The organism is Nocardioides alpinus (genome assembly GCF_900112035.1).
In the GTDB taxonomy this organism is placed as follows: Bacteria; Actinomycetota; Actinomycetes; order Propionibacteriales; family Nocardioidaceae; genus Nocardioides; species Nocardioides alpinus.
Genome location: NZ_FOKC01000004.1, coordinates 211,371 through 224,071, shown reverse-complemented (window position 1 = coordinate 224,071; position 12,701 = coordinate 211,371). Strand labels below are relative to the sequence as shown.

Sequence of the window (12,701 nt, the reverse complement as noted above, 5' to 3'; positions counted from 1 at the left end):
GCGGCTGCACGACGAACGACAGGCATGAGCGAGCCCGTCTACCGCGCCACCAACCTCCTGGGCCGGGCGGCGCTGCGCCTGCTCGGCGTGGACACGCGGTGGAGCGGGATCGAGCACCTCCCGCCGAGCGGCCCGGTCCTGCTGGCCGCCACCCACGTCAGCTATCCCGACTTCGTGATGATCGAGCAGGCCGCCGTGACGCGTGGCCGCTACCTGCGCTTCATGTGCCGCCACGACATCTGGCACGTGCCGGTCGTCCGAGCGGCGATGGACCGCATGCAGCACGTCCCCGTGGACCGCGAGGCACCGGCAGCGGCGTACCTCAGGGCTCGGCGCCTGCTGCGCAACGGCGAGGCGGTGTGCGCGTTCCCCGAGGCCGGGATCAGCTACTCCTACACGGTGCGCTCACTGATGCGCGGCACGGCGGGTCTGGCCCGGGAGACGGGGGTGCCGGTGGTGCCCGTGGCGATCTGGGGCTCCCAGCGCGTCTGGTCCGTCGGTGTCCCAGATGCGCGCGGCAGGAAGCCGCGCCCGAGCCTCACGCGTGGGCGTCGGGTCGACATCTCCTTCGGCGAGCCCGTGACCGTCTCGTCCGGGGAGGACCTGACGGCGTGGACCGGTCGGCTGGGAGGACTGCTCACCGAGCAGCTCGAGGCGCTCCAATGCCTGCCCCACCACGTCCCCCAGCCGGGCGAGCTCGCCCCGTGGCACCCGGCCCACCTGGGCGGCCACGCCCCGACGCGCGAGGAGGCGGCCCACCTCGACGTGGTGCCGCGGGCGGCGGTCAGACCGACGTGGGGGCCCTGTGCCGGGCCCGGCGAGCCTCCAGCCATCCGAGCGGGTTGGTGAAGGGTTCCAGCACGCGGCGTACGGGCGGGCTGGCCAGCACGAGCGTGAGTGCGATCGCCCCCAGGATCGTCAGCAGTAGGCCCGTCACGGGATAGGTCGCGGTGAAGTCCGGCCACCCCAGGACCTTGACGGTCTTGATCACGAAGCCGTGGAACAGGTAGACGACCATGGTCGCGGTGCCCATCGTGGTGAACCAGCCGAGCGAGCGCCGGGGCACGAGCGACATCGCCGCGAACGCGCCGAGCAGCCCGACCATCATGATCGTGAGCCGGGTCTGGAACACGATCTCGTTGTCGATCGGGATCTCGTTGTAGCCGGTGTCGTACCAGAGCAGGGCGGTCTCGGCCCACGTGTCGGTGTAGACCGCCATGATCCCGATCCCGACGAGCGTGGGCACGGCGGCGACCCGGACCCACACGTCGTCGAGGTGCGCGAGGTGCCGCGGCTTGAGGTGCAGGCCGAGCACGAAGAACGGCAGCAGCCCGAGGAAGCGGGGGATCATCAGGGCGTCGGTGTCCCAGAGACCGCCCAGCAGGCTGACGACGACCGAGAGCGGCAGGAAGAGCCAGTGCAGCTTGAGGATCGGGGTGATCAGCCGCCACATCAGCAGCACGATGAGGTACCACATCGTCCAGTGCGGCTCGAGCCAGAGCGGACCGGTCACGTCCTCCCCGACGACCTCGCGGCGGTAGTAGAACAGCGCCGGCTCGAAGAGCAGGTAGGGGATCGCCAGGGTGTAGAGCAGGCTCTTCATCCGGCGCCGGTCCCACTCGAAGGACTTCGACAGGTAGCCGCTCACGAACACGAACGCGGGGATGTGCCAGAGGTAGATGAAGTCGTAGACCCAGTGGCTGCCCTGGGTCTCCTCCACCAGCCCGATCGCGTGCCCGACGACGACCAGGGTGACCAGGACCATCTTGACGTTGTCGAGCCACGGATCACGGGACGGGGGAGCCACGCGCACACGCTACTTCACTAGGTTGGAGCCATGGGATCCCTTCCGAGGCGCCAGCGCGTGGGGGCGTACGCCGTCATGCTCCGCGAACGCGAGGGGCGGGTCGAGCTCCTGCTGAGCCGGCTCTCGCCGCGGGTCTCGCGCACCGAGCTGTGGACCCTGCCGGGCGGTGGGATCGACCACGGCGAGGACCCTCGGGCAGCCGTGATCCGCGAGATCCACGAGGAGACCGGGCTCGAGGCCACGGTGGGTGAGACCGCACGCGTCTACAGCGCGCACCTGCCACGGGCGTCGAGGGACGGGCTGCTGGTGGACGCCCACGCCATCCGCATCGTCTACGACGGGTGGGCCGCGCCGGACGCGCCCGCACCCCGCGTCCTCGAGGTCGACGGGTCCACCAGCGAGGCGGCCTGGAAGCCGCTCGACGACGTGGTGTCGCGCGCAGTGCCGGTCACCGGCCTCGTGACAGACGCGCTGGTCGACCACCTGCCGTTCCGCCTCCAGCGGGTGGCGGCGTACGCCGTCGCGCGGCGGGCGGACGAGGTGCTGCTGACCCGGTTGTCCGCGCGCGCCGCGCACCCGGGGCGCTGGACGCTGCCGGGCGGCGGGGTCGACCACGGCGAGCACCCCGCGGTCGCGCTGGCGCGCGAGGTCGAGGAGGAGTGCGGCCTGCCCTGCGAGGTGACCGGCCTGGTCGGCGTGCACGACACCCACTTCTTCGGCAACGCCCCGTCCGGACGGATCGAGGACTACCACGGCGTCCACCTGATCTTCGGCGCCACGGTCGGGGACGGTGCGCCGCGCGTCCTCGAGGTCGACGGCACGACCGACGCCGCCGCCTGGGTGCCGGTCGCCGACATCGAGTCGGGCGCGGTCGAGGTGCTCGACGTCGTACGCCACGCTCTGAGGACGGTCTCGTGAGCGAGTCGGTCTTCACCTATGCCGCGCCGGGCCTGAAGTTCGGCCGGGGAGCCAGCGACGAGATCGGCTGGGACCTGCAGCAGCTGGTCCCCGCGACGACGGCCGGCGGCTCGGCCCGGCGGGTGCTGCTCGTGACCGACCCCGGCGTCGCCGCGACCGGCCACCCGGCGAGGATCGCCGACGGGATCCGGGCGGTGGGCCTCGACGTGGCCGTCTTCGAGGGAACGCGGGTCGAGCCCACGGACGCCTCGATGGAGGCGGCGATCGCCTTCGCGCGCGACTCCGGCCCCTTCGACGCGGTCGTCGCCGTGGGTGGCGGCTCGGCGATCGACACGGCCAAGGCGGTCGACCTGCTGCTGACCAACCCCGGCGAGCTGATGGACTACGTCAACGCACCGGTCGGCGCCGGCCGGCCGCCGGAGCAGCCGCTGCTGCCCCTGGTCGCGGTGCCCACCACGACCGGCACCGGCGCGGAGTCGACGACGATCTGTGTCCTCGACGTGCTCGCCCTCAAGGTCAAGACCGGCATCTCGCACGCCCGTCTCCGACCCACGCTGGCCGTCGTCGACCCGGGCCTCACCATGACGCAGCCGCCGCTGGTGACCGCCTCGTGCGGGATGGACATCCTGTGCCACGCGCTGGAGAGCTACACCGCCCGGTGGTTCGCCGACTTCGACGCCAAGCAGCCGGGTCAGCGGGTGCCCTACTGCGGAGCCAACCCGATCGCGGACATGTGGTCGGAGAAGGCGCTCTCGCTCCTCGCCGGCTCCTTCCGCCGGGCGGTGCGCGACGGCTCGGATGCCGAGGCGCGTGAGCAGATGGCGCTGGCCGCCACCTTCGCCGGCCTCGGGTTCGGCAACGCGGGGGTGCACGTGCCGCACGCCTGCGCCTACCCCGTCGCGGGGCGGGTGCGCGACTACCGCCCCGCCGGTTATCCCGCCGACGAGCCGATCGTGCCCCACGGCATGGCCGTGGTGATGACCGCGCCCGCTGCCTTCGCACTGCTCTTCGAGGCCTCGCCCGAGCGGCACCTCCGGGCGGCTGAGCTGCTGGGTGGTCCCTCCTCCGGAGAACACGTGCCGCTCGGGCGCGACACGTTGCCGTCCGTGCTGCGCGGGTTGATGCGCGACGTGGGCCTGCCGAGCGGGCTGGCAGAGCTCGGCTACGGCGCCGCCGACGTCGGCGATCTGGTCGACGGTGCCCTCAAGCAGCAGCGCCTGCTGGCGACCGCGCCCATCGAGGTCACCGGCGAGGACCTCGCCACGGTGTTCGCGGGGTCCCTCGAGCACTGGTGAGCAAGGGCGGCGACCGAGGCGTCGGGGCCGTCGCCCCGGACGTCCAGAGGAACTGCGGCCGTACGACGGGTCAGGGGGCCTCCTGGTTGTCGTACGGCCGCAGTTCTGTGCGGACCCCTGCCACCTGTCGACCTAGGATGGGCGGATGAACCCCCGCCACCGCCGACTCGTGATCCCGGTGGCTCTCGCGGCCCTCATCCTCATCGTCGTCCTCGCTGCGGTCCTGTGAGCGAGCTCGCTCGGCTCCGGGCGGCGATCCTCGACGCCGACCAGCTCGTGCGGGCCCTGGCCAGCGGCCGCCGCAGAGGACAGCCGCAGCCGGTGGTCGGCGGTCGGGAGGTGCAGCGCCTCGAGATCCGGGTCGTCGACCTCAAGGCGGGCAGCCACCTGCAGGTGACGTCGTACGACGCCACGCAGGCGCACACCGCCAACCACGCGCTCGGCGAGGCAGCGGAGGCGGCGCTCGACGCGTTGCTCGCCGAGCCCTTCGCCCACTGGCACGTCGACACGACCACCGAGACCCACCAGCTGCGGGTGACCAAGAAGGGCGCGCCGCTGCTGCACACCTCCGCCCGCGCCGAGGCGGTCGAGGTGTCGCACGCGCACGACCGGGCCAAGGGCCGCCTGCTAGCCGAGGACGACCCGGTGCTGGTCGCCCTGGGGATCAGCGACGCGCACGGCCGGGTGAAGCCGACCCGCCAGGCGAAGTACCGCCAGGTCGAGGAGTTCCTGCGCCTGCTCGACGCGAGCCTCACCGAGGCCATGGCCCAGGAACAGGTGCGGACGCCCACCGCCGACGACCCGCTGCGCGTCGTGGACCTCGGGTGCGGCAACGCCTACCTCACCTTCGCCGCGCACCGGTTCCTCACCGCGTCCGTCGAGGAGGGCGGCCGTGGGCTGCCGGTGCGGATGACCGGCGTGGACGTCAAGCAGCAGTCGGCCGACCACAACGCGCAGGTCGCGGCGGGGCTCGGCATCGACGCCGACTTCGTCGTGGGCTCCATCGCGGACGCGCAGCTCACCCGCCCGCCGGACGTCGTACTGGCCCTGCACGCCTGCGACACCGCGACCGACGACGCGCTCGCGCGGGCGGTGGAGTGGGAGGCGTCCCTGGTGCTCGCCGCGCCCTGCTGCCACCACGACATCGCTGCGCAGCTGCGCACCACCGAGGCGCCGGGGCCCTACGCCATGCTCACCCGCTACGGCATCCTGCGCGAGCGCTTCGCCGACACCCTGACCGACGCCCTGCGGGCCTCGCTGCTGCGACGCGAGGGCTACCGGGTCGACGTCGTGGAGTTCGTCGAGAGCGCCCACACGCCCCGCAACACCCTGCTGCGAGCAGTGCGGATGCGGGGCCGGGCGAGCCACCGCGGCACGAGCGAGGTCGAGACCGCGGCGGCCCGGGAGTACGACGACCTGCTGGCCGCGTGGGACGTCCGGCCCCGGCTCGGCGAGCTCCTCAGCCGTTGACGAGCGCCGAGGCGCGCACCAGCGTCTGCCACAGCCCGTAGGCCAGGGGCACCCCCACCAGCAGCCAGGCGAGGGTGATGAGGAGCGGGCTGGTGGGAGTCTCGTCGGCGGTGCTCATCGGGTGGCCTCCTGGCGGTCGGCGACGCGCTCCTCGTTGGCGGCGTGCGCGTCGTGGTCGAAGTGGGTGTCGGACACTGGCTTGATCAGCAGGTTGGCCACGAAGCCGACCGCGAGCACGCCGACCATGGTCAGCAGTGCAGGGCGGTAGTCGGCCGCGACCAGGTTGCCCGGCTCGCCGACGCTGTCGAGGATGCCGTTGACGATCAGCGGACCCGCCACGCCTGCGGCTGCCCACGCGGTGAGCAGGCGGCCATGGATCGCGCCGACCTCGAGGGTCCCGAAGAGGTCCTTGAGGTAGGCCGGGACGGTCGCGAAACCACCGCCGTAGAAGGAGATGATGACGGCGGCCAGGGCGACGAAGATCACCGGGGAGGCGCTGCCGAAGAGGGCGAGGAGCAGGTAGAACACCAGGCCGACGCCGAGGTACATGACGTACGTCGGCTTGCGCCCGATCCGGTCCGAGAGGCTCGACCAGACGAAGCGGCCGCTCATGTTGGCCAGCGACAGGACGCCGACGAAGCCGCCGGCGGCTGCTGCGGTGATGGCGCTGGACCCGTCCTCGCGGAAGAAGTCCTGGATCATCGGTGCCGCCTGCTCGAGGATGCCGATGCCGGCCGTGACGTTGCAGAACAGCACCACCCACAGCAGCCAGAACTGTCGCGTCCGGATCGCCGAGGACGCGCGCACCAGGGCCCCGTTGGTGCCGGGGGAGTGCTCGGCGGTGCTGTCGTCACCGTGACCGGGCGGGACCCGGACCAACGCGGCTCCGATGAGCATGAAGAGCGTGTAGATCACGCCGAGCGTGAGGAACGTCTGTGCCAGCGCCGTGCCGGAGGCGACCGCGCCGGGCTCGGTGGCCACGAAGTCGGGGTCGTACAGGCTCATCAGGCGGTTGGACAGCGGCGAGGCGATCAGGGCGCCACCACCGAAGCCCATGATCGCCATCCCGGTGGCCAGGCCCGGCCGGTCCGGGAACCACTTGATCAGCGTCGACACCGGCGAGATGTAGCCGATGCCGAGGCCGATGCCGCCGATCACGCCGTAGCCGAGGTAGAGCAGCCACAGCTGGCCGGTCGCGATGCCGGCCGAGCCGACGACGAAGCCGGTGCCCCAGCAGATCGCGGAGGCGAGCATGGCCTTGCGAGGGCCGGAGCGCTCCACCCAGGTGCCGAGCACTGCGGCCGACAGGCCGAGCATCACGATCGCGATCGAGAACACCCAGCCGATCGCGGTGAGGCTGGTGTCGAAGGAGGCGACCAGGGAGTTCTTGAAGACCGAGAACGCATAGACCTGGCCGATGGAGAGGTGCACCGCGAGCGCGGCCGGCGGGATCAGCCAACGGCTGTAACCGGGTCGCGCAACGATCGCCTGCTTGTCGAGGACCGACATGGAGTTCCTTCCCGAGGGTGACCAGACACGTTACGGAGAGGTGGTTGACGTGTCACCTACCCCCAGGGGGGGTACGGCGGTCGGTCCGGCGGTCGGTCGGGCGTCCCCGGATACGGTGGGCGGCGTGGTGCAGGGACGACGACTCGCGATCGGCGCCTGCGTCGTCGCGCCCTTCCTGCTCGGCGCGGCTGCCGGCACTCCGGCCACCGACGACGCGGTCTTCCGGTTCACCGATCCCGACATCGTCGAGTCCAGCGGGCTGGTCGCGCTCGCCGGCCCGACGGGCGCCGGCCTGGTCGTCACCACCAACGACTCGGGCGACGCGGGTCGGGTCTTCACGGTCGATCCGGCCACCGGCGACACCGTGGGTGTGACGTCGTGGACCCCCGAGCCCACGGACGTCGAGGCGCTGGCTCCGGCCGGCCCGGGGCACGTCTGGGTGGGCGACATCGGCGACAACCAGCGCGCCCGGACCTCGGTCGAGGTCCTGCGGGTCCCGGTCGGCCGGGGCCGGACCACCACCTCGCCCCGGGCGTACGAGCTCGTCTACCCCGACGGCGCGCGCGACGCGGAGGCACTCCTCAGCCACCCGCTCACCGGCCAGCTCTTCATCGTGACCAAGGGCGTCTTCTCCGGCAGCGTGTACGCCGCTCCGTCGCCGCTGCGCGCCGACCGGGCCAACCGTCTGGTGGAGGTGGCCGAGGCGCCGGGGATCGTCACCGACGCCACCTTCCTGCCGGGCGGGGGCGGCGTGGTCATGCGGACCTACTCAGCGGCCCATCTCTCGGCGTACCCGTCCTGGCAGCCCGTCTCGTCGTGGGACCTGCCGCAGCAGGACCAGGGTGAGGGGATCGCGCTGGCCGGGCGGGACCTGCTGGTCAGCACCGAGGGCGCGCGGTCGGAGGTGCTGGCTGTCCCGCTGCCGCCGGAGGCGGGCATGACCGACCTGCGCTCACCGGTCTGGACGAGCCTGCGCTGGCTCGCGACCGCACGCGGGATCCCGCTCTAGCCCAGCGCAGCGTCGAGCGCGGCCTGGACGTGCAGCGTCGTGCACGGGAAGACCGGGAGCTCGACGTCGGCCTGCTTGACCAGCAGCTCGAGCTCGGTGCAGCCGAGCAGCACGCCACCGGCGCCGGCGTCCCACAGCTCCTCGATGATCGACACCACGCGGCTGCGGGTGCGGGGCAGGACGACCCCGTGCACCAGCTCCTCGTAGATCGCGTCGTTGAGGAAGTCGTGGTGGGCCGTGTCGGGCACGACGACCTTCAGGCCGTGGCTCTCGAGCCGGTCGACGAAGAAGGACTCCGACATCGCCACCTTGGTGCCGATCAGCCCGACCGTCTCCACGCCGGCGGCCTGCACCGCCGCGGCGACGACGTCGGCGAGGTGGAGGACCGGGATGCCCACGGCCTCCTCGACCTGGTCGGCGACCTTGTGGAACGTCGTGGTGCAGAGCAGGAGGAAGTCGGCGCCCGCGCGCTCGACCCCCCGGGCCGCCTCGGCGAGCAGCGCGCCCACCTGGTCCCAGCGCTCGTCGTCCTCGAGGTGGGTGACCTCGGCGAAGTCGACCGTCGTCAGGGCCAGCTTGGGCGACGAGAGGCCGCCGAGCCGCTCCCGCATCCCGAGGTTGAGGTCGCGGTAGTAGACCGCGCTGCTCTCCCAGCTCATGCCGCCCACGAGTCCGATGGTCTTCACGCGCGGCAGTCTGCCACCTCTCAGGACCGGTGCACCTTGTGTGCCGCTGCTTGGGCGCGGGGCTTGATCACCAGCTCGTCGATGTCGACGTGCGAGGGCCGGGTGGCGACCCAGGAGATGGCGTCGGCGACGTCCTCGGCGAGCAGGGGCTGGTCGACCCCGGCGTACACCGCGTCCGCCTTCTCGCGGTCGCCGCCGAAGCGGACCAGCGCGAACTCGTCGGTGCGCACCATCCCCGGTGCCACCTCGCAGATCCGGATCGGCTCACCGTTGAGCTCGAGCCGCAGCGTCTCGGAGACGACCTTCACGGCGTGCTTGGCAGCGGTGTAGCCGGCGCCGCCCTCGTAGGCCCAGCGTCCGGCCGTCGAGCCGACGTTGACGATCACTGCGTCGCCGCTGGCCCGCAGCGCGGGCAGCAGCGCCTGGGTGACGCGCACCAGCCCGAGCACGTTGACGTCGTACATCCAGCGCCAGTCGTCGAGGTCGGCGTCCTCGACCCGGTCCACCCCGACCGCGCCGCCGGCGTTGTTGACCAGCACGTGGCAGACGGGCACCGCCGCGGCGAGGGCGGCCACCGAGTCGGCGTCGTTGATGTCGCAGGTGACGGCCTCCCCGCCGATCTCAGCCGCGAGCTCCTCGATCCGGTCGGTGCGCCGGGCCGCGCACACGACGCGGAAGCCCTGCGCAGCGAGCGCGCGGGCGCTCGCCGCGCCGATGCCGCTGGAGGCACCGGTGACGACGGCGGTGCGGGTCTGGGTCAGGTCCTGGGTCATGCACCCATCCTGCCAAGATGGCCCGATGATCATCGCGGCGGCCGACGGTTCGGCACTCGGCAACCCCGGTCCGGCCGGCTGGGCGTGGTACGTCGACGACGGCTGCTGGGCCTCCGGCGGCTGGCCCCACGGCACCAACAACATGGGCGAGCTGATGGCGGTCCTCGACCTCCTCCAGCAGACCGCGCACCTCGATGAGGAGCTGCACGTCTTCTGCGACAGCAAGTACGTCATCGACTCCGTCACGAAGTGGATGAAGGGCTGGAAGCGCAAGGGCTGGAAGAAGGGCGACGGCAAGCCGGTGATGAACGTCGAGCTGATGAAGGCGCTCGACGAGGCGATGCAGGGCCGCCGGGTGGTGTTCGAGTGGGTCAAGGGCCACGCGGGGCACCCGCTCAACGAGGCCGCCGACGTGCGCGCCAACGCGGCTGCGACGGCCTACCGCGACGGCCGGCTGCCCGACCCGGGGCCGGGGTTCGCCGACAGCGTCGTCGCCCACCCCGCGGCGAGCGTGGGGCAGGTCGAGGAGGAGCCCGACCTGTTCTCCGGGCTCGAGGCGGAGGACGCGGCACCCACGGACGAGGAGCACGTCATCGCGATGGAGCGTGCCCTCCTGAGCGACGAGGTGCGCGCTGACCGTGCCGCGGTCGCTGCCCTGCTCCACCCCGACTGGCAGGAGGTCGGCCGCTCGGGGCGGCTGTGGTCCCGCGACGACCTCCTCGACGCGATCGCACCGATCCCCCCGGTGGACCTCGAGGTGGTCTCCACGGACCGCGCCGGGCAGGACGCGATCCTGCTGGTCTGGCGGGCGTCGGCGGACGGTCGCTCGACCCTGCGCAGCTCGCTGTGGGTGCGCGTCGGTGGCGGCTGGCAGCAACGCTTCCACCAGGGCACCGACGAGACCTGAGCCCCGTCGCCGGGACGTGCTGTGAGGGGTCCGCCGTGGCAGACTCCCCGGATGCCTCCCGCGAAGATCTCTGCTGCCGCCGCACTCCTCGGTGGGGTGCTGTGGATCCTCTACGCCCTCCTCGGCGGCGGCAGCGACCCCCTGCCCGCCACGCTCCGCTTCGTCGGCCTCGCCTGCGTGATGGTGGCCGCTGCGCTCTTCGGCAGCACGCTCGTCAGGAGCGGTGCCACGGGGATGCGCGTCGTCGTCGGCCTCGCGTCCGGCCTGTTCGCCCTGTCGCTGGTCGAGGCGTTCCGGACCTCCGGCTCGGCGTGGTACGACGGCGCCTGGGGGATCGTGGTCGCCCTGCTCGGTGCGACCGCACTGGTCCGCGGACGCGGCGGGTCCTCCGAGCGCCACGCCGCCGGCGGCGCCCACTCGCGCTGACCCGCCGCTGACCTGTCACGGGCCTCCCCGGACCCTCCCGGGCGCCCCCGGGAATCCTGCGACCCCCCGCGGGGTTGTGCCGGAGGTGCCCGTTCCGGGGCGCGTGGACGAAGGAGACAGCGTGGGCGAGCGGGTGGCCATGATCAGCCTGCACACCTCACCCCTGGACCAGCCGGGCACGGGTGACGCGGGTGGCATGAACGTCTACGTCATCGAGCTGTCCAAGCGGCTCGCGGCGCAGGGGGTCGAGGTCGACGTCTTCACGCGCGCCACCTCCTCGGCCCTGCCCCAGGTGGTCGAGGCCGCCGACGGGGTGCTCGTACGCCACATCGCCGCCGGCCCGTTCGAGGGCCTGACCAAGGGTGAGCTCCCCGGCCAGCTGTGCACGTTCGCCCGCGAGGTGCTCCGCGCCGAGGCCATCCAGCCGCTCGGCCACTACGACGCGGTCCACTCCCACTACTGGCTGTCCGGGCAGGTCGGCGCCCTCGCCCGCGACCGCTGGAACGTGCCGCTGGTGCACTCGATGCACACCATGGCGAAGGTCAAGAACGAAGCACTCGCCGACGGCGACACCCCGGAGCCGCTGTCGCGGGTCATCGGCGAGGAGCAGGTGGTCGAGGCCGCCGACCTGCTCGTGGCCAACACGGACACCGAGGCCCAGCAGCTCGTCGACCTCTACGGCGCCCGCCCCGACGCGGTCGAGGTGATCCACCCGGGCGTCGACCTCGAGGTCTTCGCGCCGCGCGGTCGCGCCGAGGCGCGTCGCCAGCTCGGCCTGCCCGAGGACTCGGTGGTGCTGCTCTTCGCCGGACGGATCCAGCCGCTCAAGGCGCCCGACGTGCTGCTGCGCGCGGTCGGCGTGCTGCTCGAGCAGGACCCGTCGCTGCGCCGGCGCCTCGTCGTACCCGTCGTGGGTGGACCGTCCGGCTCCGGACTGGAGCACCCCACCGCCCTGGCCGACCTAGCCGCCGACCTCGGCATCAGCGACGTCGTGCGGTTCGTGCCGCCCGTGACCCAGCGCGAGCTCGCGGTCTGGTCGTCCGCGGCGACCGCCGTCGCCGTGCCGTCCTACAACGAGTCCTTCGGGCTGGTGGCCGTGGAGGCGCAGGCGACCGGTACGCCGGTGGTGGCGGCTGCCGTCGGCGGGCTGACCACCGTGGTGCGCGACGGCATCAGCGGCCTGCTGGTCGACACCCACGAGCCCCGCGACTGGGCCGCCAGCCTGCGCCGCCTCATCGACGACCCCGCCCTCGTGGAGCGGCTCGGCCGCGGCGCCGTCGCCCACGCGCAGGACTTCTCCTGGGAGCGCACCGCCGAGCGGACCCTCGAGGCCTACGCACGGGCCGGCGGCCGGATGCGTGCTGAGATGGCCTCATGAGTGACGCCTCGCGGGCGGTCGACACCATCCGCACCTATCTCGCCGACAACGAGATCGAGCACGAGGAGACCGTGCGCGACTCGATCGAGGGCGCCAGCTTCTCGCTGACCCTTCCGGGCGAGAAGAAGCTCCAGACCCCGGTGCGCCTCGACGTCAGCGCGCACGCCCTCGGCGTCCATGCCTTCGTGTGCCGCAACCCCGACGAGAACCACGCCCGCGTCTACCGGTGGCTGCTCGAGCGCAACCTGCGGATGTACGCCGTCTCGTTCGCGGTCGACCGCACCGGCGACATCTACCTCGAGGCCAGGCTGCCGCTGACGTCGATCAGCCACGACGAGCTCGACCGGCTCCTCGGCTCGGTGCTCGCCAACGCCGACGAGTCCTTCAACGCCATCCTCGAGCTGGGCTTCGCCTCCTCCATCCGCAAGGAGTGGGAGTGGCGGATCTCGCGGGGCGAGTCGACCCGCAACCTCGAGGCGTTCCGGGGCTGGCTCGAGGTCGGCCCGGACCCTGCGTGACCCCG

Annotated in this window: 14 protein-coding genes; 9 read left to right on the top strand and 5 right to left on the bottom strand. The window is 72.5% G+C overall.

The genetic code is table 11. The features are described from left to right. The first annotated feature begins 24 nt into the window (after positions 1 to 24). Positions 25 to 849 (top strand): lysophospholipid acyltransferase family protein, encoded by an 825-nt coding sequence (locus BM127_RS10925; RefSeq protein ID WP_091198523.1) that lies wholly within the window; start codon positions 25 to 27, stop codon positions 847 to 849. On the opposite strand, the gene BM127_RS10920 is transcribed toward BM127_RS10925, so the two are convergent. Next, positions 785 to 1,807: an acyltransferase family protein gene (locus BM127_RS10920; RefSeq protein WP_139227715.1), complete on the bottom strand. Its 1,023-nt coding sequence runs from the start codon at positions 1,805 to 1,807 to the stop codon at positions 785 to 787. The two genes, BM127_RS10925 and BM127_RS10920, sit on opposite strands and share 65 nt — an antisense overlap. A gap of 30 nt (positions 1,808 to 1,837) precedes the next feature. Between BM127_RS10920 and BM127_RS10915 the strand changes: the two genes are divergently transcribed. From BM127_RS10915 to BM127_RS10905, 3 genes are all read left to right on the top strand, one after another. Then, positions 1,838 to 2,725 (top strand): NUDIX domain-containing protein, encoded by an 888-nt coding sequence (locus BM127_RS10915; RefSeq protein WP_091198519.1) that lies wholly within the window; start codon positions 1,838 to 1,840, stop codon positions 2,723 to 2,725. After that, the gene (locus tag BM127_RS10910) at positions 2,722 to 4,020 is read left to right on the top strand and encodes a hydroxyacid-oxoacid transhydrogenase (protein WP_091198517.1); all 1,299 of its coding nucleotides are present in this window, start codon (positions 2,722 to 2,724) and stop codon (positions 4,018 to 4,020) included. Before BM127_RS10915 ends, BM127_RS10910 begins: the two co-directional genes overlap by 4 nt. A gap of 225 nt (positions 4,021 to 4,245) precedes the next feature. Beyond that, positions 4,246 to 5,490, top strand: a complete 1,245-nt coding sequence (locus BM127_RS10905) for a class I SAM-dependent methyltransferase (RefSeq protein WP_091198514.1) — start codon at positions 4,246 to 4,248, stop codon at positions 5,488 to 5,490. On the opposite strand, the gene BM127_RS23020 is transcribed toward BM127_RS10905, so the two are convergent. Together BM127_RS23020 and BM127_RS10900 are read right to left on the bottom strand one after the other, a co-directional pair. Further along, entirely contained in the window at positions 5,480 to 5,608 is a 129-nt protein-coding gene (locus tag BM127_RS23020; protein WP_269213067.1) for an MFS transporter small subunit, read from the bottom strand. The genes BM127_RS10905 and BM127_RS23020 overlap by 11 nt on opposite strands. After that, on the bottom strand, positions 5,605 to 6,999 hold the full coding sequence (locus tag BM127_RS10900; protein WP_091198512.1) for an OFA family MFS transporter: 1,395 nt from the start codon (positions 6,997 to 6,999) through the stop codon (positions 5,605 to 5,607). Before BM127_RS10900 ends, BM127_RS23020 begins: the two co-directional genes overlap by 4 nt. Before the next feature lie 124 nt (positions 7,000 to 7,123). On the opposite strand from BM127_RS10900, the gene BM127_RS10895 reads away from it, so the two are divergent. Next, the gene (locus BM127_RS10895) at positions 7,124 to 8,008 is read left to right on the top strand and encodes a hypothetical protein (RefSeq protein ID WP_139227714.1); all 885 of its coding nucleotides are present in this window, start codon (positions 7,124 to 7,126) and stop codon (positions 8,006 to 8,008) included. Here the strand turns inward: BM127_RS10895 and BM127_RS10890 are convergent. Together BM127_RS10890 and BM127_RS10885 are read right to left on the bottom strand one after the other, a co-directional pair. Further along, complete coding sequence (locus BM127_RS10890; RefSeq protein WP_091198508.1) at positions 8,005 to 8,694, bottom strand: aspartate/glutamate racemase family protein; 690 nt, start codon at positions 8,692 to 8,694, stop codon at positions 8,005 to 8,007. The genes BM127_RS10895 and BM127_RS10890 overlap by 4 nt on opposite strands. Before the next feature lie 20 nt (positions 8,695 to 8,714). After that, positions 8,715 to 9,467, bottom strand: a complete 753-nt coding sequence (locus tag BM127_RS10885) for an SDR family NAD(P)-dependent oxidoreductase (RefSeq protein ID WP_091198506.1) — start codon at positions 9,465 to 9,467, stop codon at positions 8,715 to 8,717. A gap of 25 nt (positions 9,468 to 9,492) precedes the next feature. On the opposite strand from BM127_RS10885, the gene BM127_RS10880 reads away from it, so the two are divergent. The 4 genes from BM127_RS10880 to BM127_RS10865 all read left to right on the top strand — a co-directional run bounded on the left by BM127_RS10880 (position 9,493) and on the right by BM127_RS10865 (position 12,696). Beyond that, positions 9,493 to 10,374 carry an RNase H family protein gene (locus BM127_RS10880; protein ID WP_091198505.1) on the top strand — a complete coding sequence of 294 codons (882 nt, stop codon included), beginning with the start codon at positions 9,493 to 9,495 and terminating at the stop codon, positions 10,372 to 10,374. Positions 10,375 to 10,425: 51 nt separating this feature from the next. Next, entirely contained in the window at positions 10,426 to 10,800 is a 375-nt protein-coding gene (locus BM127_RS10875; protein ID WP_091198503.1) for a hypothetical protein, read from the top strand. A gap of 121 nt (positions 10,801 to 10,921) precedes the next feature. Then, positions 10,922 to 12,178, top strand: a complete 1,257-nt coding sequence (mshA, locus tag BM127_RS10870; protein WP_231263191.1) for a D-inositol-3-phosphate glycosyltransferase — start codon at positions 10,922 to 10,924, stop codon at positions 12,176 to 12,178. Then, positions 12,175 to 12,696, top strand: coding sequence for a type III secretion system chaperone family protein (locus tag BM127_RS10865; RefSeq protein WP_091198501.1), 522 nt, complete (start codon positions 12,175 to 12,177; stop codon positions 12,694 to 12,696). Before mshA ends, BM127_RS10865 begins: the two co-directional genes overlap by 4 nt. Positions 12,697 to 12,701: the final 5 nt, after the last annotated feature.

Bases quoted from the DNA above. Each gene is read 5' to 3' on its own strand.
- BM127_RS10885 (WP_091198506.1), bottom strand. From the start codon at position 9,467: ATGACCCAGGACCTGACCCAGACCCGCACCGCCGTCGTCACCGGTGCC.
- BM127_RS23020 (WP_269213067.1), bottom strand. From the start codon at position 5,608: ATGAGCACCGCCGACGAGACTCCCACCAGCCCGCTCCTCATCACCCTC.
- BM127_RS10925 (WP_091198523.1), top strand. From the start codon at position 25: ATGAGCGAGCCCGTCTACCGCGCCACCAACCTCCTGGGCCGGGCGGCG.
- BM127_RS10900 (WP_091198512.1), bottom strand. From the start codon at position 6,999: ATGTCGGTCCTCGACAAGCAGGCGATCGTTGCGCGACCCGGTTACAGC.
- BM127_RS10915 (WP_091198519.1), top strand. From the start codon at position 1,838: ATGGGATCCCTTCCGAGGCGCCAGCGCGTGGGGGCGTACGCCGTCATG.
- BM127_RS10880 (WP_091198505.1), top strand. From the start codon at position 9,493: ATGATCATCGCGGCGGCCGACGGTTCGGCACTCGGCAACCCCGGTCCG.
- BM127_RS10865 (WP_091198501.1), top strand. From the start codon at position 12,175: ATGAGTGACGCCTCGCGGGCGGTCGACACCATCCGCACCTATCTCGCC.
- BM127_RS10875 (WP_091198503.1), top strand. From the start codon at position 10,426: ATGCCTCCCGCGAAGATCTCTGCTGCCGCCGCACTCCTCGGTGGGGTG.